Source organism: Streptococcus infantis (assembly GCF_047464215.1).
Taxonomy (GTDB): domain Bacteria; phylum Bacillota; class Bacilli; order Lactobacillales; family Streptococcaceae; genus Streptococcus; species Streptococcus infantis_P.
In genome coordinates, this window is sequence record NZ_JASHCG010000004.1 from 1 (window position 1) to 17,565 (window position 17,565).

Genomic DNA, 17,565 nt, shown 5'->3' on the forward strand with positions numbered 1-17,565 from the left:
TACGACGTCTAGCGCCAAAGGACTTATCGACTTAACAAGACACCACTACTTTAACATAACGAAAAAGTAGTGAGTACTTTCTCCCGTCGGAGATTTCCTCACTACTAATCTTAGTATGTTTTAGTTTTACCTTAATTCGTTTGTTGTTGTAGTAATCAATATAGTCTACAATAGCTTGTTCCAAGTGCTCAAGTGACTGAAACGTATTCTCATAACCATAAAACATTTCAGTCTTAAGAATGCCAAAGAAAGATTCCATCATACCGTTATCTGGGCTATTCCCCTTACGTGACATAGATGGTTGGATTCCCTTATTCTTTAAAAAATGATGATAAAAATCGTGTTGGTATTGCCATCCTTGGTCACTATGGAGAATCGTATTCTCATAGTACTTCTCTGTGAAGGCCTGTTTTAACATGCTCTTCACTTGTTCCAAGTTCGGTGAAGTAGAAAGATGATAAGCGATGATTTCGCTGTTGAAACCATCTAAAACGGGCGATAAATAGAGTTTCTGAGTGCTATTTGGAATGGTAAACTCTGTCACATCCGTATAACACTTTTCCATTGGTTTGGTTGCTTCAAATCGGCGTTGAATAAGATTATCTGCCTTCTTGCCAACGTCTCCTTTATGAGAAGAATATTTTCGTTTCTGTCGCATTTTAGCTTGTAAATTGAGTACTTTCAGCAAGCGTTGAACTCTTTTATGATTTACCAGATATCCACGATTTCTTAGTTCTAAATGAATCCGACGATAACCATAATTTCCCTTATGTTCGATAAAAATGGATTGAATTTTAGCTTTAAGCTCTTGGTCCTTATCTGGTTTGTCTAGCTGTTTCAAGTGATAGTAGTAGGTCGAACGAGCTAGTTTAATGGCTTTTAGAAGAATATCTAACGAAAACTCAGTAATTAATTCTTGAACAATTTCTGTCTTTCTTCTTTCTCTTTTTCCTCCTTCAATTGGAGTTCTCTTAACTTTTTTAGGATAGCATTCTCCGCTCTCAGGTACTCATTTTCTGCTTGAAGACGTTCTAATTCTGTCCTCTCTTCAGGTCTCGTTTTTGGCTTACGTCCCATTTTAGGTACTCTCCCTCTTGTTTTCTCAACAATAGTATACCCGTTTTTCTTGTATTGTGCTAGCCAATTAAGAAGTATCGTACGACTTGGGAGACCGTATTCAAGAGAAACTCTATCTTTAGTCCAGCCTTCATGTAAGACTTTATTAATCATTTCTTGTTTTAAATCAGGAGAATAGTAACGATTTTTTCCTTTTTTGACGAACTCTATTCCGTAACGATCAATCAATTTAATCATGTACCTAATATTAGAATTATTTATCCCAAATTTATTTGAAAGCTTCTCTATGCTATATCCTTGTTTTCTAAGTTCATAGATCTGAACTTTATCATCATAAGTTAATTTCATAATAAAAATACCCCAAAAGTTAGATTTTTATGTCTAACTTTTGGGGTGCAGTTCATTCCAAGCGTTTTTTTCTTTTGTTAATTTTACTATATTTCAGTTCAATCTCTACCTTTTTCACTACCTTTTTTAGATAAATATATCATTTAGATATTGAAATTAAGCTCTGCTATCATTTCGATGGCAGGGCTTTTTAATGTTTGGTACACTACCTTCTTATCTATATTTTGATGGAGCTGAAGTTGACATCTATAAAGTTTAATGTTAAAATATATTCAAAAATATATTTGAATGAGGTATTTTATGATTCAAAATGTTGTTACTTCAATAATCCTGTATTCTGGGACAGCCGTAGACTTACTTATTATCCTAATGTTATTTTTTGCCAAAAGAAAAAGCAGAAAAGACATCATTAACATCTATTTAGGACAATTTCTAGGCTCTGTTAGTCTAATATTGCTAAGTTTACTTTTTGCATTTGTCTTAAATTATATTCCTAGTAAAGAGATTTTAGGTTTGCTCGGTTTGATTCCAATTTTCCTAGGATTCAAAGTTTTGCTTTTAGGAGATTCTGATGGAGAAGCTATTGCAAAAGATGGTTTGCGCAAAGATAATAAAAACCTGATTTTTCTAGTCGCTATGATTACTTTTGCAAGTTGTGGTGCTGACAATATTGGTGTTTTTGTCCCATATTTTATTACCTTAAATTTAGCGAATTTGATAGTGGCTTTACTTACTTTTCTAGTCATGATTTATCTCTTGGTTTTTTCTGCCCAAAAATTGGCACAAGTCCCTTCTGTTGGAGAAACTTTGGAAAAATATAGCAGATGGTTTATTGCCGTTGTTTATTTAGGATTGGGGATGTATATCCTGATTGAAAACAACAGCTTTGACATGCTAAGGACTGTGTTCGGCTAGGAGAAAAAATTATGAAAAAAGATAGTATATGCCAAGTGAATATTATAAATCAACAAAATGTTACAACCGCAACGAACTACCTTGAAAAGGAAAAAGTCCAAAAATCACTTCGCATTTTAACAAAGTTTACCGATAATAAACAGATAAATATCATCTTTTATCTCCTTGCTGTTGAAGAACTCTGTGTCTGTGATATAGCCTGTTTACTAGATCTCAGTATGGCATCTGCCTCCCACCATCTTCGTAAACTAGCCAATCAAAACATCTTGGACACTAGAAGAGAGGGGAAAATTATATATTATTTTATAAAAGATGAGGAAATCAGAGATTTTTTTAATCAACTAGGATAACAACTATTTTTACGTCTAGAGCGTTTTTGTGTTGTTTAAGAAGAATAGATAGAGGTTTTAGATAACTACACATATTAGTTTTTTTAAAAATGAGATTTAATCGATGATAACTAGAAAGGATTATTACTAAATATCTTGTTTATTGCCAATTAAAAGACGGTAGAATCGTCATCCTACGGTGTTGTTGCTTTTTAAATGCAAGAAGTGACAGAAGGAAAATATAGAAAACACCTTTTACATTTAATAGGCAGGCGGAAGGTTTCAAGAGGAAAAACTTGGAACTTTGAGTGTACCAATTGGGTAAATTACTAGTACATTAGATATTTTATAGATTTCGAAAGTAAATTGGAAGGATTTTCAAATTATCTCCTCAGCAAAAAAGCTGGAAACATTTGTCAGAGCTATTGACAAATGCAAAAGAATCAGATAGAATAGTAAAGTATGTTTAGTAACTGATCACTTTATAGCCGGCTAAACGAATACAAAATCTATGAGGAGGTATTCATCGTGAAACGTACTTATCAACCAAGTAAACTACGTCGTGCGCGTAAACACGGATTCCGTAACCGTATGTCAACTAAAAACGGTCGTCGCGTATTGGCAGCTCGTCGTCGTAAAGGACGCAAAGTTTTGGCTGCATAATCCAAACGAATTCAACAATGAAGTCAGTAGGAACTCGAGTCTACTGGCTTTTGTTTTGCCCTAAAATAATAGTTTGTATAAGCTTTCTATTTTTTCTATAATATTTCATATACTATATAAATGGAGAATATTTATGAAAAAATCAAAAGCTCTCTTACTAGGGGTTGGAATTTTGAGTGCTAGCTTCTTGATGGTAGCTTGTAGCTCGACACAGTCAAATGCATCTGATAAAACCTACTCTTATGTATTTGCTAGCAATCCAGATACATTAGACTACATTACTTCGACACGTGGCTCGACATCCAGCATTACAACAAACTTGATTGATGGACTGTTGGAAAATGATAAGTATGGCAATCTGGTTCCTTCCATGGCTGAATCATGGACAGTATCAAAAGATGGCTTGACTTATACTTACAAAATTCGCCAAGGTGTTAAGTGGTATACCTCTGAAGGAGAAGAATATGCTGAAGTAACAGCTCACGACTTTGTGACAGGCCTAAAGTATGCTGCGGATAAAAAGGCAGAAAACTTGTACTTGGTGCAAGACTCTATCAAAGGTTTGGCGGACTATATTGAGGGGCAATCATCAGACTTTGAGACTGTTGGAATCAAGGCAGTCGATGACTATACTCTCCAATATACCTTAAACAAGCCAGAGTCCTACTGGAATTCTAAGACAACAGGTGGAATTTTGAGTCCAGTCAATGAAGCCTTTTTGAAATCTAAGGGGGACGAATTTGGAAGTGTAACTCCATCTAGTATCCTGTCAAATGGGCCATATTTATTCAAATCATTCACTTCAAAATCTTTGATTGAGTTTGAAAAGAATCCTAATTATTGGGACAAGGACAATGTGAAGATTGAGAAAGTAAAACTTTCCTTCTATGACGGTTCAGACCAAGACAGTTTGGCTAGAGGATTCTTAGAAGGCAACTATACAGACGGGCGTACCTTCCCAACAAGCTCAGTCTTTGACCAGTTGAAAAAAGGGAATGAGGACAAGATTACTTATACTCCTCAAAATGCTATAACCTTCTATTATCTCTTCAATGTTAATCGTCAAAGCTACAAGCAAACCATGAAACAGACGGATAAAGAAAAGACGGACTCACGTCTAGCAATGCAAAATAAAGATTTCCGTCAAGCTATTAACTTTGCCTTTGACCGTCATGCCTATGCTGCCCAGACAAATGGAGAAGATGGGGCTGATCGAATCCTTCGAAATACAGTCACACCAAGTAACTTTGTTCAAATCGGTGGCAAAAACTTTGGGGATGCTGTCAATGAAAAGATGGTCAACTATGGTACAGAGTGGTCTAATATCAATCTGAACGATGCTCAAGCTGCTTTCTTGGACCCTGAAAAAGCTAAGGCTGAATTTGCCAAGGCTAAAGAAAGTTTGCAAGCAGAAGGCGTGACCTTCCCTATCCACTTGGATATGTTGGTAGACCAAACTGCTAAGTTGGATGTTCAGCAAGCAAGCTCCTTCAAGCAAACCGTTGAAGCAACGCTTGGATCAGATAATGTTGTGATTGATATCATTCAATTGTCACCAGATGAGAAAGACAATGCTACCTTCTTTGCGGATACCGCCGATCAAAAGGATTATGACATCGATATCTCAGGGTGGAGTGGAGATTTCTCAGATCCGAAAACCTATCTTGACCTTTTGGATCCAGACTCTGGTTCTCAGTTGAAAAATCTTGGCTTGACTCCAGGAAAAGACAATGAGATCAAGGAAAAACTCGGTCTAGCTACCTACAAGAAGTTGTTGGATGCGGCAGATAGTGAGAATGAAAATACGCAAACACGTTATGAAAAATTTGCCGAAGTTCAAGCTTGGTTGACAGATAGTGCTCTCTTCCTACCAGTTCAAAGTGCAGGAGCAAATCCTATTTTCCGTAAGACAGTTCCGTTTACAGGGGCCTTCTCATTTGTTGGGCACAAAGGAGATGCGGACAACTACAAATATGTTGAATTGCAAAAGGAACCTGTGACAGCTAAACAGTACCAAGAACTTTATGAAAAATGGCAAAAAGAAAAAGCTGAGTCTAATAAAAAAGCCCAAGAAGATTTGGTTAACCACGTTCGATAGAAGAAGGTTATCAATAAAATTTTAATACTCTTCGAAAATCTCTTCAAACTGCGTCAACGTCGCCTTTCCGTAGGTATGGTTACTGACTTCGTCAGTTCTATCCACAACCTCAAAGCAGTGCTTTGAGCAGCCTGCGGCTAGTTTCCTAGTTTGCTCTTTGATTTTCATTGAGTATAAGTCTAATTTTAGGGACTAGATTCAGAAAAAAGGCATTACCAGGAGCTTATTGGTTCTGGTAATGCCTTTTCTTTATTCTTTCAAATGATATGAATAGCTAGCAATAACGACATCTTCGTGCCATCTGAGAGCATATTTTAATTTAAGGCTCATTTGATTGTGGAGGATATTTTGCCAAGGTTTGTTAGGGATAAACTGGGGTACAAGAACTGTAACCGTGTAGTTCTTTTTCTTGGCTTCTTGAGATATTTTTCGAACATATCGAACTGTAGGTGTGATAATATCGCGATAGCTGGTATTAATGTTTTTAAGAGTAATATTTGGGAAGTAGTCGGCAAATTCTTGGAGGATTTCTTGGTCTTTTTCTTCGGTTTCCTTGGTGGAAATATGCATGGCCAAAACTTCATCTCCGATGCTTTGAGCGTAATTAATCGCTCCAACACTGACTCGAGTAACATTTCCCACTAATACAAGAACGACATTGCCATCGTAGCTTTGCTTTTGAATCCCTTCATAGAGTCGAAGTTGTTTGGCCACTTTTTGGTAATGACTGTGGATGGACAGAAATAGGAAGGTTAGGACCAGGATAATTGGGAAGAATGGCCAGATATCTCCAAGCCTGAAGAGGAGTAGAATAAGGACGATAGCGTAACAAATGATAGCGCCGAGGATGTTAGCAAAGGCAGACTTTAAGAAATGAGAGCCTTTTTCTTTTTTCCAGTGGCGAATCATCCCTGTTTGAGAAAGTGCAAAAGGAACGAAAACTCCGATAGTATAGAGAGGAATCAAGCGTTCTGTATTTCCGTTAAAAATGAGCAGAAGAATCATAGCGCCAAAGGCTAGTGTTAAGATACCATTTGAGTAACCTAGGCGGTCTCCCTTCTCCATAAAGAGATGGGGCATGTACTTGTTCTTGGCCATATTGTAAGCCAACATCGGAAAGGCAGAAAAACCAGTATTTGCAGCAACGGCTAGGATTAGGGCTGTTGAGAATTGGAAGAGATAATAAACAATCTGACCGAGAGTAGAATCCCCTAAAATCCCTTTAGCCATCTGTGAAAGGATTGTTTCTCCGTGTTGAGGAGTAATGCCCATCCAGTAGTTTAGGAAGGTAATTCCTGCAAATAGAAATCCAAGAATCAGAGACATGATAGTAAGCGTCTGGGCTGCGTTTTTCTCTTTAGGAGTCTTGAAAAATGGAACGGCATTTGAGATGGCTTCAACTCCAGTTAATGAAGCTGAACCGCTGGTGAAGGCTCTTAAAATTAGGACAATTGAGAGACTTGGGACAGTTTGACCAATTGCAGAAGTTGCATGATAGCTGAGAGAACCAGTCAATAGTTGGAAGATACCAAACAATAAGAGGAAGACCGTACTAAAGATAAAGAGGTAGACAGGGATCATCAGAGAGCTGGCAGATTCCTTCAAGCCTCGCAGATTCAAAAGCATGAGCAAACATACTAGAAAAATGGAGATGTGGAGGTTGTAAGGATGGAGGGCAGGAAATGCAGCAGTGATAGCGTCAGCGCCTGCCGCCACTGATACGGCTACTGTTAGCATGTAGTCAACAAGCAGACTTCCCCCAGCAATCAAACCTAACTCAGGGGAGAGGTTTTCTCGAGTAACCATATAGGCACCTCCACCTTGAGGGTAGGCATGGATGATTTGTCGGTAAGAAATGGTCAGGCTAGCTAATAGTAAGAGGACAAAAATGCCGATAGGAAGACTCCACCAGATAGCAAGCGGAGAAAGACTAGCCAATACGAGAATGACCTGTTCAGGCCCGTAGGCAATAGATGATAGAGCATCGCTTGATAGCATTGCGAGTGCCTGCGTTTTTCCAAGTAGTCCTCCCTCGCCTTCAGTTAAGGACTTAAGGGGACGACCAATAAAGGTATATTTTAGTTTTGTAAACATTTTCTTTCCTTTTCTGAAAATTTCAACAAGAGTTATTATACTGCTACGAAAAAATACCGTCAAGAAAAAATGAGTGATTTCAAAATATTTTTTCCTATAAGAATGAGACTAGTTTTTTGGTATAATAGAAGGTAGAAAAAATGAGGGAATATAAATGATTTTTGATACACATACCCACTTGAATGTGGAAGAATTTTTGGGACGCGAAGAAGAAGAACTTGCCTTAGCGGCTGAAATGGGTGTAACTCGGATGAATATTGTTGGTTTTGACAAACCGACTATTGAGCGTGCTCTTGAACTAGTGGACAAGTATGACCAACTCTATGCTACGATTGGCTGGCATCCAACGGAAGCAGGGACATACACAGAGGAAGTGGAGTCTTACTTGTTAGAAAAACTAAAACATCCAAAAATTGTTGCCTTGGGCGAGATTGGTTTGGACTACCACTGGATGACAGCCCCTAAAGAAGTACAGGAACAAGTTTTCCGTCGTCAGATTCAGCTATCTAAGGAACTGGACTTACCTTTTGTAGTTCACACCCGTGATGCGCTAGAAGACACTTATGAGATTATTAAGAGCGAGGGAGTCGGACCTCGTGGAGGGATTATGCACTCCTTTTCAGGTTCTTTGGATTGGGCGGAGAAGTTTGTAGATCTTGGTATGACTATTTCCTTTTCTGGAGTGGTGACTTTCAAGAAGGCGACAGATATTCAGGAAGCAGCCAAAGAGTTACCTTTGGATAAGATTTTGGTAGAGACAGATGCGCCTTATTTAGCCCCAGTACCCAAGCGTGGGCGTGAAAATAAGACAGCTTACACGCGCTATGTAGTAGACTTTATTGCCGACTTGCGTGACATGACGACGGAAGAATTAGCTGCTGCGACAAGTGCCAATGCAGAAGGCATCTTTGGATTGGAAAGTAAATCATGAAAGAGAAAATTTCCCAAGTCATCGTAGTTGAAGGACGCGATGATACGGTCAATCTTAAACGTTATTTTGATGTGGAGACCTATGAGACTCGTGGATCGGCTATCAATGAGCAGGATCTTGAACGAATCCAACGTCTACATGAACGTTATGGGGTGATTGTCTTTACAGATCCTGATTATAATGGGGAACGAATCCGGCGCCTGATTATGACCGCCATCCCAACAGTCCAGCATGCCTTTCTCAAACGTGATGAAGCTGCTCCCAAGTCCAAGACCAAGGGACGTTCCCTAGGAATCGAACATGCCAGTTATGAAGACTTGAAAACAGCACTGGCTCAAGTAACAGAGCAATTTGAAGTAGAAAGTGACTTTGATATTAGCCGTAGTGACTTGATTCGCCTTGGTTTTCTAGCTGGAGCAGACAGCCGAAAACGCAGAGAATATTTAGGAGAAAGCCTTCGTATCGGTTATTCCAATGGTAAACAACTTCTCAAGCGTTTAGAATTATTTGGCATCAGTCTAGCTGAAGTTGAAGATGCCATGAAATCGTATGAGGATTGAGAAACTCCCCCAAAATGTAGGGGGAATATGATACAATAGAAGTAATCATATACGGTTTAATCAGGCTTGGTAGCAAGCATTAGAAAAGTGACTCCATAGGATTTGCGCTAAGTGGAGACAATGAGGAAAAGTTATGGGAATCTTTGATTTTTTAAAAAAGACAGAAACTGCAGAGGCAACTGAAATAAGTGAAGCACAGAAAGAAAGAGAAGAATCTAAAAACAATGCATGTATTGGAGTTCTAGATTTGTTCCCGATGAAGGAAACGAATCAATTATTGATTGTTGGGAGTCTAGAAGGTAGTCTCAAGGTTGGGGATCAGTTGCAGTTTTGCAATCCCGACCAAGGAATGGAAAGTCTTGGTACTGTAGAGGTTAAAAAACTCAGCAGTCAAAACAAAGATGCAGATAGTCTAACTGATGAAGTTCTTGCCCATCTAGTGGTTGATAGGATTCCTTCTTTGGATAAACTGAAAAAAGGAAGTGTGCTCTTTAGTTCAGGTATTGAGGAAGAGCAAAAATTATCTAGCTATTCAGATGCTCTTTATCGTGCTTTTGTAGCCATCCAAGAGGGTCAGTTAACAAATGAAGACTATTTGGCAGCTAGCCTTGATGATAGCGTAGAAATTTTACGTCTCTTTTTATGGAAATGCCGTCAAAATCAGGAAACTGAAAGTGAAGAAAGCTATCAAGCCAACACTCGCAAGTTGGAAGGTCTAGCGGAAATCGTCAAGGACAAATTGTTAGCAGCAGATTCAGTTTATGCAGTTTTCTCAGAAAAAACAGGCGAACCCTATCTTTTCTCAACGACCTATGACAGGGGAGAAGAGGGGTATCTCTGTACGGATCCCATGATCATGCTTTTGACGCCATCTTGGTATCGCCAATTCAAGGAAACCATTGATAGTCGACCAAACTCTGTCGTAAAACTGATTGAAAATACGGAAGATAAAAAAGGGATTGAGAATTTCCTTGGAACAGCCTTTTACTTAAATGGTGCCTTGGGAGCAATCTTTAATTCCAAGGAAGTCAGCATCAGTGCTTCAGCCTTAGTCCAAAAACCAGATTTTTCTGATTTACCAGAAATACAAGTTCCTGTAATGAATCCTGACCTAGTAAGATGGATGTTGTTGATGGGACAATTGGATAGCCCGACGACAGAAGATGAAGAAGTAATTTATAAGCTCTATTATAAGTTCTTTTCAGAAGCTATGCCGAAAGCTAAATTCCTAATTCCTCTAGATGCGGCTTCGGAATTTAAGGGCGATAGTCAGGAAGGAAATTCCTTCGTTTTAGAAAAAGATTCTAGTTTCAACATTCCAGTTAAAGAAGGAAAAGATGGGCGAAATTCTGTGCCTGTATTTACTGATTGGAAACGTCTGCGAATGGTCTTTGATGAAAAATGGAATGGCATGATTGAAGAAGCAGGAGGCATGATTGAAGTTTTTGACTATGCCATTAATCCAACGGAATACTATGAAGCGGGTGCCTATGTTAGCCTAACAGCTTTTAAAGAGATGCAAAAGCTTGGTGAGGAACTAGAAGGCAGCGCTAAAGATTAGAGAGTTTCTTTACATTGGGAAACTATATAGTTTTATCTACATCCTACTTGAACCACTAACCTTTTTCAAAGGTTGTGAAAGGAAATGATATGGCAAATAGAAGTTATATTTACTTAAAAAACAGAGATGAAGCTCGTATCTTAACAGAAGGCATCTACACAATACCCTATTTTTGGCAATTGTTTTGGGATGAAGAAGATTTAAAAGCTCCGATTGCTCTCTGGGAAACAGCAGAAAAACTGGAAGAAGATGAAGAGCAAGCAGAAAGATTTTACCAAGAGCAGAATGTAGCTATCTTGCTTTCTATTGAAAAATTCCAGCAGAATGCCCTCAAAAACCGATCTTTTTTAGAAGAAAATGCCCCGCAATCCGTGCAACTATATGATGCCTTTGTTCGTTATATTCTTGCAAACGTAAAAGATGGTGATGTGCTCGGATTTGATCCTTTAGATGTTGTTTTTATGGACCAAGTGTCTGTTGTTTCTGATAAACTGTTAAAAAATATACGGGCTATTCGGGAAAATCAACCCAAAGATTTAGATTTTTCTTTGACTGAAAAGAACTTAATTGGTCTTGCTATGGGTTTTCCTGACTATTATGCTTCAGAATTATTGCCAGAAGACAATATTCTAGATTCGGTTGCCTATCAGGATGAACTGAAGAAAACGAACCCCCAAGAAGATAAGAAAGTGCTTGATATGACTGGATCTGATTCAAAAGGGAACAAGCCTCGTGTTCTTTTAGTGTTTTGGATTTTGTTGGCACTAGGAATTATGTGGGTTTTATATATTATTTTTAGCTAATAAATAGAAAAGAGAATAAATGAGAATTGCAGATTATAGCGTGACCAAGGCAGTGCTGGAGCGTCACGGCTTTACTTTTAAAAAGTCCTTCGGACAAAATTTCTTGACCGATACCAATATCCTTCAAAAAATTGTTGATACGGCTGAAATTGATGACCAGGTCAATGTCATCGAAATCGGGCCAGGGATTGGCGCCTTGACGGAATTTTTGGCTGAGCGTGCAGCTGAAGTTATGGCCTTTGAGATTGACCACCGCTTGGTACCAATCCTAGCGGATACCTTGCGAGATTTTGACAATGTGACCGTAGTCAACGAGGACATTCTAAAAGTTGACCTAGCGCAACATATCCAGAATTTCAAAAATCCTGACTTGCCAATCAAGGTAGTAGCCAACTTACCCTACTATATCACGACACCTATTCTCATGCACTTGATTGAAAGTGGCATTCCGTTTAGTGAGTTTGTGGTTATGATGCAAAGAGAAGTGGCAGATCGTATCTCTGCTCAACCAAATACCAAGGCTTACGGCAGCTTATCGATTGCCGTTCAGTATTATATGACTGCCAAGGTTGCTTTTATCGTACCTCGCACGGTCTTTGTGCCAGCGCCCAACGTGGACTCAGCTATCCTGAAAATGGTACGTCGCCCAGAACCGGCTGTAGCAGTAAAAGATGAGAACTTCTTCTTTAAGGTTTCCAAGGCTAGTTTCACCCATCGTCGCAAGACCTTATGGAACAACTTGACAGGTTACTTTGGCAAGACTGAGGAAGTCAAGGACAAACTGACTAAGGCTTTGGACCAGGCCGGACTATCCCCAAGTGTACGAGGAGAAGCTCTTGGCTTAGAAGAATTTGCCAGTCTAGCAGATGCGCTTAAAGGACAAGGACTCTAGGATGCAGGGACAAATCATTAAAGCCTTGGCCGGCTTCTACTATGTGGAAAGTGATGGTCAGGTTTATCAAACACGGGCGCGTGGGAATTTCCGTAAAAAAGGTCACACGCCCTATGTTGGAGATTGGGTAGATTTTTCTGCGGAGGAAAATTCCGAAGGCTATATTCTCAAGATTCATGAACGAAAAAATAGTCTGGTTCGCCCACCGATTGTCAATATTGACCAAGCCGTTGTCATTATGTCCGTTAAAGAACCTGACTTTAATAGCAACTTGCTGGATCGCTTCTTGGTTCTTTTGGAACACAAGAACATTCATCCTATCGTCTATATTTCCAAAATGGACTTACTAGAGGATAGGAGAGAACTGGATTTCTACGAGAAAACCTATGATGCTATTGGTTACGACTTTGTGACGAGTAAAGAGGAACTCTTGCCCTTGTTGACAGATAAAGTTACGGTCTTCATGGGGCAGACAGGTGTTGGGAAGTCAACCCTTCTCAATAAAATCGCACCAGATCTCAATCTTGAAACAGGAGAAATCTCAGACAGTCTGGGTCGCGGTCGCCATACTACTCGAGCTGTTAGTTTTTACAACCTCAATGGTGGGAAAATCGCAGATACACCAGGTTTTTCATCGCTAGATTATGAAGTATCGACGTCAGAAGACCTCAACCAGGCCTTTCCAGAGATTGCCTCTGTCAGCCGAGACTGTAAGTTCCGTACATGTACTCATACCCATGAGCCATCTTGCGCAGTGAAACCAGCAGTAGAAGAGGGGATCATTGCTACCTTCCGTTTTGACAACTACCTGCAATTCCTCAGTGAGATTGAAAATCGTAGAGAAACCTATAAAAAAGTCAGCAAAAAAATTCCAAAATAAGGAGAAACCTATGTCTCAATACAAGATTGCTCCGTCAATTCTGGCAGCGGATTATGCCAACTTTGAACGTGAAATTAAACGCCTAGAAGCAACTGGGGCAGAATATGCCCACATCGATATCATGGATGGTCACTTTGTACCCCAAATTAGTTTTGGTGCAGGTGTGGTTGAAAGTCTTCGCCCCCACAGCAAGATGGTCTTTGATTGCCACTTGATGGTATCAATTCCCGAACATCATTTAGAAGATTTTGCGCGTGCAGGAGCGGATATTATCAGCATCCATGTCGAGGCAACACCTCATATCCATGGCGCTCTCCAAAAGATTCGTTCTCTCGGTGTCAAACCTTCGGTAGTCATCAATCCTGGTACGCCTGTTGAGTCTATCAAGCATGTGCTTCACTTAGTTGATCAAGTCTTGGTCATGACGGTGAATCCTGGCTTCGGTGGGCAAGCCTTTCTGCCAGAAACCATGGATAAGATACGTGAATTGGTTTCCCTTCGTGAGGAAAAAGATTTGAACTTTGAGATCGAAGTGGATGGTGGGATTGATGATAAAACCATTGCTCAAGCCAAAGAAGCTGGTGCAACAGTTTTTGTAGCAGGGTCCTATGTCTTTAAGGGAGATGTCAATGAACGAGTGCAAGCTCTCAGAAAACAACTGGACTAGGGTTGCTGTTTTTGCCGGCGGAGACCGTGGTCACTATCGAACAGATTTTGATTGCTTTGTCGGTGTGGATCGAGGCTCGCTTTGGGTACTAGAGAAAAAACTTCCTCTTGCTCTAGCAGTTGGAGATTTTGATTCGGTGACTGCAGACGAACGTCAGGTGATTCAAAAACGTGCCCAGTATTTTGTGCAAGCCCAGCCAGAAAAAGATGATACCGATCTGGAACTAGCACTGTTAACGATTTTTGAAAAAAATCCTCAAGCTCAGGTGACCATTTTTGGTGCCCTAGGTGGTCGCATCGATCATATGTTGGCCAATGTCTTTCTACCCAGTAATTCCAAATTGGCACCCTATATGTGCCAAATAGAGATTGAGGATGGGCAAAATTTGATTCGTTACTGTCCAGAAGGAACCAGTCAACTTGAACCACGTTCGGACTATGATTATTTGGCCTTTATGCCTGTGAGGGATAGTCGTTTGACAATACTCGGTGCCAAGTATGAACTGACAGAGGAGAATTTTTTCTTTAAGAAAGTTTACGCTTCTAACGAATATATAGATAGGGAAGTTTCGGTGACTTGCCCAGATGGTTATGTGGTTGTGCTGCATAGTAAGGACAGGAGGTAGGATGGAAAGTTTACTTGTTGTTTTATTAGTTGCTAATCTAGCCGGCCTCTTTCTTATTTGGCAAAGGCAGGACAAGCAGGAAAAATATCTGACCAAGAGCTTGGAGGACCAAGCAGATAACCTATCAGACCAGCTAGATTATCGATTTGAACAAGCCAGACAAGCTAGTCAGCTAGATCAAAAAAATCTAGAAGTAGCTGTTAGTGACCGTTTGCAGGAGGTGCGTATTGAATTGCACCAAGGCTTAACTCAAGTTCGGCAGGAAATGAATGAGAACCTCCTTCAAACAAGAGATAAGACCGACCAACGCCTCCAAGCCTTGCAGGAATCAAATGAGCAACGCTTGGAACAAATGCGCCAAACGGTTGAGGAAAAATTAGAAAAGACCTTGCAGACACGCTTGCAGGCCTCCTTCGAGACGGTATCTAAACAACTGGAATCTGTCAATCGTGGTCTGGGTGAAATGCAGACGGTTGCGCGAGATGTCGGTGCGCTTAATAAAGTCCTTTCTGGAACTAAAACGCGAGGAATTCTAGGTGAATTACAACTGGGGCAAATCATAGAGGACATCATGACACCTGCCCAGTATGAACGAGAATTTGCTACAGTTGAAAACTCTAGTGAACGTGTGGAATACGCCATCAAGTTACCTGGGAAAGGTGACCAGGAATATGTTTATCTACCGATTGATTCTAAGTTTCCCCTGGCGGATTATTACCGTCTGGAAGAAGCCTATGAAGCAGGTGATAAGGATGAAATCGAGCGCTGCCGTAAGTCTCTCTTAGCAAGCGTCAAGCGTTTTGCCAAGGATATCAAGAGTAAGTACCTGGCGCCACCTCGGACAACTAATTTTGGAGTCTTGTTTGTTCCGACAGAAGGTCTCTATTCGGAAATCGTTCGCAATCCGATTTTCTTTGATGATTTGAGACGGGAGGAACAGATTATTGTTGCAGGTCCAAGTACCTTGTCGGCTCTTCTTAACTCCTTATCAGTTGGCTTCAAGACTCTCAATATCCAAAAGAGTGCAGACCATATCAGTAAAACCCTAGCTAGTGTCAAAACAGAATTTGGCAAGTTTGGAGGTGTTCTGGTCAAGGCACAAAAACATCTCCAACATGCCTCTGGCAATATTGATGATTTATTAAACCGTCGTACTACAGCTATCGAGCGAACGCTTCGTCACATTGAGTTATCAGAAGGTGAGCCTGCGCTTGATTTGCTCCAATTCCAAGAAGATGAGGAAGAATATGAAGATTAGTCACATGAAGAAAGATGAGCTTTTTGAAGGCTTTTACCTGATCAAGTCAGCTGACCTGAGACAGACACGTGCTGGGAAAAATTACCTAGCCTTCACCTTCCAAGATGATAGTGGAGAAATCGAAGGGAAGCTCTGGGATGCTCAACCCCACAATGTTGAAACCTTTACAGCAGGGAAAGTAGTCCATATGCAAGGTCGTCGTGAAGTGTACAACAATACGCCTCAGGTTAATCAAATCACCCTTCGCTTACCACAACCTGGCGAACCAAATGACCCAGCGGACTTCAAGGTTAAATCTCCAGTAGATGCCAAAGAGATTCGTGAGTATATGGCGCAGATGATTTTTAAAATTGAAAATCCAATTTGGCAGCGAATTGTTCGGAATCTCTACACTAAGTATGACAAGGAATTCTACTCCTATCCAGCTGCTAAGACCAACCATCATGCCTTTGAAACAGGTCTTGCTTATCATACAGCTACTATGGTTCGTTTAGCAGAAGCAATTGCAGATATTTATCCTCAGCTCAATAAGAGCTTGCTCTACGCGGGGATTATGTTGCATGACCTGGCCAAGGTTATTGAGTTGACAGGTCCTGACCAGACAGAGTACACAGTAAGAGGAAACCTTATCGGTCATATCGCTCTGATTGATAGCGAAATTACCAAAGCAGTAATGGAGCTTGGCATTGATGATACCAGAGAAGAAGTTGTACTTCTTCGCCATGTCATTCTCAGTCATCATGGTCTCCTTGAGTATGGTAGTCCAGTTCGTCCTCGAGTGATGGAAGCAGAAATTATTCATATGATTGATAATTTGGATGCCAGCATGATGATGATGACAACAGCTCTGGCCCTTGTTGATGAGGGAGAAATGACCAATAAAGTCTTTGCTATGGACAATCGTTCCTTCTACAAGCCAAAATTAGACTAGAAACTAAAAAAATGAACTTTATTTAGGCAATAAAGTTCGTTTTTTTGCTTTAGTGTGATATAATGAGAAAAAGACTAAATAAAAAAGAATGGTAAAAATATAATGAAATTAAGAAGAAGTGATCGGATGGTTGTCATTTCCAATTACTTGATTAACAATCCATACAAATTAACCAGTCTCAACACCTTTGCGGAAAAGTATGAATCTGCCAAATCGTCTATTTCTGAAGATATCGTCATCATTAAACGTGCTTTCGAAGAAATTGAAATCGGTCATATTCAAACGGTGACAGGTGCTGGTGGTGGTGTTATTTTTACACCATCGATCTCTACCCTTGAGTCTAAAACGATTATCGAAGAGCTTCGTGATAAACTTTCAGAGAGTGACCGCATTCTGCCAGGTGGCTACATTTATTTATCTGACCTATTGAGCACTCCAGCTATTTTGAAAAATATCGGTCGCATTATTGCTAAGAGCTTTATGGATCAGAAGATTGATGCCGTTATGACTGTTGCGACCAAAGGGGTTCCGCTTGCGAATGCGGTAGCAAATGTCCTCAACGTACCATTTGTCATTGTCCGTCGCGACTTGAAAATCACTGAAGGTTCAACTGTTAGTGTCAACTATGTTTCAGGTTCTAGTGACCGTATCGAAAAGATGTTCCTTTCAAAACGTAGCCTCAAAGCAGGAAGTCGTGTCTTGATCGTCGATGACTTCTTGAAGGGTGGAGGAACCATTAACGGGATGATTAGCCTCTTGTCTGAGTTTGATTCAGAGTTGGCTGGTGTAGCTGTCTTTGCTGATAATGCACAGGAAGACCGTGAACAACAGTTTGACTACAAGTCACTCTTGAGAGTCACGAACATTGATGTGAAGAACCAACAAATTGCTGTTGAAGTTGGAAATATCTTCGATACAGAAAAATAAGAATTG

Annotated in this window: 18 protein-coding genes; 15 read left to right on the top strand and 3 right to left on the bottom strand. The window is 40.1% G+C overall.

Annotated elements, in window-relative coordinates; translation table 11 throughout:
* Nucleotides 1-31: 31 nt before the first annotated feature.
* A protein-coding gene (locus QM469_RS03320; protein WP_414286095.1) for an IS3 family transposase occupies nucleotides 32-1,425 on the bottom strand; the annotation gives its coding sequence in 2 pieces (ribosomal slippage) (nucleotides 32-984 and nucleotides 984-1,425; 1,395 coding nt in all).
* Between the two features lie 143 nt (nucleotides 1,426-1,568).
* Nucleotides 1,569-1,697 (bottom strand): FanG protein, encoded by a 129-nt coding sequence (locus tag QM469_RS03325; protein WP_414276634.1) that lies wholly within the window; start codon nucleotides 1,695-1,697, stop codon nucleotides 1,569-1,571.
* 28 nt (nucleotides 1,698-1,725) lie between these two features.
* Between QM469_RS03325 and QM469_RS03330 the strand changes: the two genes are divergently transcribed.
* The 4 genes from QM469_RS03330 (at nucleotide 1,726) to QM469_RS03345 (ending at nucleotide 5,430) form a co-directional block, all read left to right on the top strand.
* Nucleotides 1,726-2,340 (top strand): CadD family cadmium resistance transporter, encoded by a 615-nt coding sequence (locus QM469_RS03330; RefSeq protein WP_281335210.1) that lies wholly within the window; start codon nucleotides 1,726-1,728, stop codon nucleotides 2,338-2,340.
* A gap of 11 nt (nucleotides 2,341-2,351) precedes the next feature.
* Complete coding sequence (cadX, locus tag QM469_RS03335; protein ID WP_414276631.1) at nucleotides 2,352-2,690, top strand: Cd(II)/Zn(II)-sensing metalloregulatory transcriptional regulator CadX; 339 nt, start codon at nucleotides 2,352-2,354, stop codon at nucleotides 2,688-2,690.
* Between the two features lie 507 nt (nucleotides 2,691-3,197).
* Complete coding sequence (gene rpmH / locus QM469_RS03340; protein ID WP_000831905.1) at nucleotides 3,198-3,332, top strand: 50S ribosomal protein L34; 135 nt, start codon at nucleotides 3,198-3,200, stop codon at nucleotides 3,330-3,332.
* Nucleotides 3,333-3,465: 133 nt separating this feature from the next.
* Complete coding sequence (locus QM469_RS03345; protein WP_414276630.1) at nucleotides 3,466-5,430, top strand: peptide ABC transporter substrate-binding protein; 1,965 nt, start codon at nucleotides 3,466-3,468, stop codon at nucleotides 5,428-5,430.
* A 249-nt stretch (nucleotides 5,431-5,679) separates the two neighbouring features.
* Here QM469_RS03345 and QM469_RS03350 read toward each other — a convergent pair whose 3' ends face one another.
* The gene (locus QM469_RS03350) at nucleotides 5,680-7,524 is read right to left on the bottom strand and encodes an APC family permease (RefSeq protein ID WP_414276629.1); all 1,845 of its coding nucleotides are present in this window, start codon (nucleotides 7,522-7,524) and stop codon (nucleotides 5,680-5,682) included.
* 154 nt (nucleotides 7,525-7,678) lie between these two features.
* Between QM469_RS03350 and QM469_RS03355 the strand changes: the two genes are divergently transcribed.
* From QM469_RS03355 to purR, 11 genes are all read left to right on the top strand, one after another.
* Nucleotides 7,679-8,455 (top strand): TatD family hydrolase, encoded by a 777-nt coding sequence (locus tag QM469_RS03355; RefSeq protein WP_223338766.1) that lies wholly within the window; start codon nucleotides 7,679-7,681, stop codon nucleotides 8,453-8,455.
* Nucleotides 8,452-9,015: a ribonuclease M5 gene (gene rnmV / locus QM469_RS03360; protein ID WP_414276628.1), complete on the top strand. Its 564-nt coding sequence runs from the start codon at nucleotides 8,452-8,454 to the stop codon at nucleotides 9,013-9,015. Before QM469_RS03355 ends, rnmV begins: the two co-directional genes overlap by 4 nt.
* Nucleotides 9,016-9,148: 133 nt before the next feature.
* Nucleotides 9,149-10,576: an SseB family protein gene (locus QM469_RS03365; protein ID WP_414276627.1), complete on the top strand. Its 1,428-nt coding sequence runs from the start codon at nucleotides 9,149-9,151 to the stop codon at nucleotides 10,574-10,576.
* Nucleotides 10,577-10,665: 89 nt separating this feature from the next.
* Nucleotides 10,666-11,379 (top strand): dimethyladenosine transferase, encoded by a 714-nt coding sequence (locus QM469_RS03370; RefSeq protein WP_315639883.1) that lies wholly within the window; start codon nucleotides 10,666-10,668, stop codon nucleotides 11,377-11,379.
* A 19-nt stretch (nucleotides 11,380-11,398) separates the two neighbouring features.
* On the top strand, nucleotides 11,399-12,271 hold the full coding sequence (rsmA, locus tag QM469_RS03375) for a 16S rRNA (adenine(1518)-N(6)/adenine(1519)-N(6))-dimethyltransferase RsmA (RefSeq protein ID WP_049509632.1): 873 nt from the start codon (nucleotides 11,399-11,401) through the stop codon (nucleotides 12,269-12,271).
* A gap of 1 nt (nucleotide 12,272) precedes the next feature.
* Nucleotides 12,273-13,151, top strand: coding sequence for a ribosome small subunit-dependent GTPase A (gene rsgA, locus QM469_RS03380; protein WP_414276626.1), 879 nt, complete (start codon nucleotides 12,273-12,275; stop codon nucleotides 13,149-13,151).
* Nucleotides 13,152-13,161: 10 nt separating this feature from the next.
* Nucleotides 13,162-13,818, top strand: a complete 657-nt coding sequence (gene rpe, locus QM469_RS03385) for a ribulose-phosphate 3-epimerase (protein WP_414276625.1) — start codon at nucleotides 13,162-13,164, stop codon at nucleotides 13,816-13,818.
* Entirely contained in the window at nucleotides 13,781-14,443 is a 663-nt protein-coding gene (locus QM469_RS03390; RefSeq protein ID WP_414276624.1) for a thiamine diphosphokinase, read from the top strand. Before rpe ends, QM469_RS03390 begins: the two co-directional genes overlap by 38 nt.
* Before the next feature lies 1 nt (nucleotide 14,444).
* Nucleotides 14,445-15,701: a DNA recombination protein RmuC gene (rmuC, locus tag QM469_RS03395; RefSeq protein WP_414276623.1), complete on the top strand. Its 1,257-nt coding sequence runs from the start codon at nucleotides 14,445-14,447 to the stop codon at nucleotides 15,699-15,701.
* Nucleotides 15,691-16,632, top strand: coding sequence for a 3'-5' exoribonuclease YhaM family protein (locus tag QM469_RS03400; RefSeq protein ID WP_000703215.1), 942 nt, complete (start codon nucleotides 15,691-15,693; stop codon nucleotides 16,630-16,632). The genes rmuC and QM469_RS03400 overlap by 11 nt, the downstream gene beginning before the upstream one ends.
* 102 nt (nucleotides 16,633-16,734) lie before the next feature.
* Nucleotides 16,735-17,559, top strand: coding sequence for a pur operon repressor (purR, locus tag QM469_RS03405; RefSeq protein ID WP_049528290.1), 825 nt, complete (start codon nucleotides 16,735-16,737; stop codon nucleotides 17,557-17,559).
* Nucleotides 17,560-17,565 lie beyond the last annotated feature (6 nt).

What these genes read in the sequence shown, in the direction of transcription:
- QM469_RS03330 (WP_281335210.1), top strand. Translation starts at nt 1,726, where the DNA reads ATGATTCAAAATGTTGTTACTTCAATAATCCTGTATTCTGGGACAGCC.
- cadX (WP_414276631.1), top strand. Translation starts at nt 2,352, where the DNA reads ATGAAAAAAGATAGTATATGCCAAGTGAATATTATAAATCAACAAAAT.
- QM469_RS03345 (WP_414276630.1), top strand. Translation starts at nt 3,466, where the DNA reads ATGAAAAAATCAAAAGCTCTCTTACTAGGGGTTGGAATTTTGAGTGCT.
- QM469_RS03350 (WP_414276629.1), bottom strand. Translation starts at nt 7,524, where the DNA reads ATGTTTACAAAACTAAAATATACCTTTATTGGTCGTCCCCTTAAGTCC.
- QM469_RS03355 (WP_223338766.1), top strand. Translation starts at nt 7,679, where the DNA reads ATGATTTTTGATACACATACCCACTTGAATGTGGAAGAATTTTTGGGA.
- rnmV (WP_414276628.1), top strand. Translation starts at nt 8,452, where the DNA reads ATGAAAGAGAAAATTTCCCAAGTCATCGTAGTTGAAGGACGCGATGAT.
- QM469_RS03365 (WP_414276627.1), top strand. Translation starts at nt 9,149, where the DNA reads ATGGGAATCTTTGATTTTTTAAAAAAGACAGAAACTGCAGAGGCAACT.
- QM469_RS03370 (WP_315639883.1), top strand. Translation starts at nt 10,666, where the DNA reads ATGGCAAATAGAAGTTATATTTACTTAAAAAACAGAGATGAAGCTCGT.
- rsmA (WP_049509632.1), top strand. Translation starts at nt 11,399, where the DNA reads ATGAGAATTGCAGATTATAGCGTGACCAAGGCAGTGCTGGAGCGTCAC.
- rsgA (WP_414276626.1), top strand. Translation starts at nt 12,273, where the DNA reads ATGCAGGGACAAATCATTAAAGCCTTGGCCGGCTTCTACTATGTGGAA.
- rpe (WP_414276625.1), top strand. Translation starts at nt 13,162, where the DNA reads ATGTCTCAATACAAGATTGCTCCGTCAATTCTGGCAGCGGATTATGCC.
- QM469_RS03390 (WP_414276624.1), top strand. Translation starts at nt 13,781, where the DNA reads ATGAACGAGTGCAAGCTCTCAGAAAACAACTGGACTAGGGTTGCTGTT.
- rmuC (WP_414276623.1), top strand. Translation starts at nt 14,445, where the DNA reads ATGGAAAGTTTACTTGTTGTTTTATTAGTTGCTAATCTAGCCGGCCTC.
- QM469_RS03400 (WP_000703215.1), top strand. Translation starts at nt 15,691, where the DNA reads ATGAAGATTAGTCACATGAAGAAAGATGAGCTTTTTGAAGGCTTTTAC.
- purR (WP_049528290.1), top strand. Translation starts at nt 16,735, where the DNA reads ATGAAATTAAGAAGAAGTGATCGGATGGTTGTCATTTCCAATTACTTG.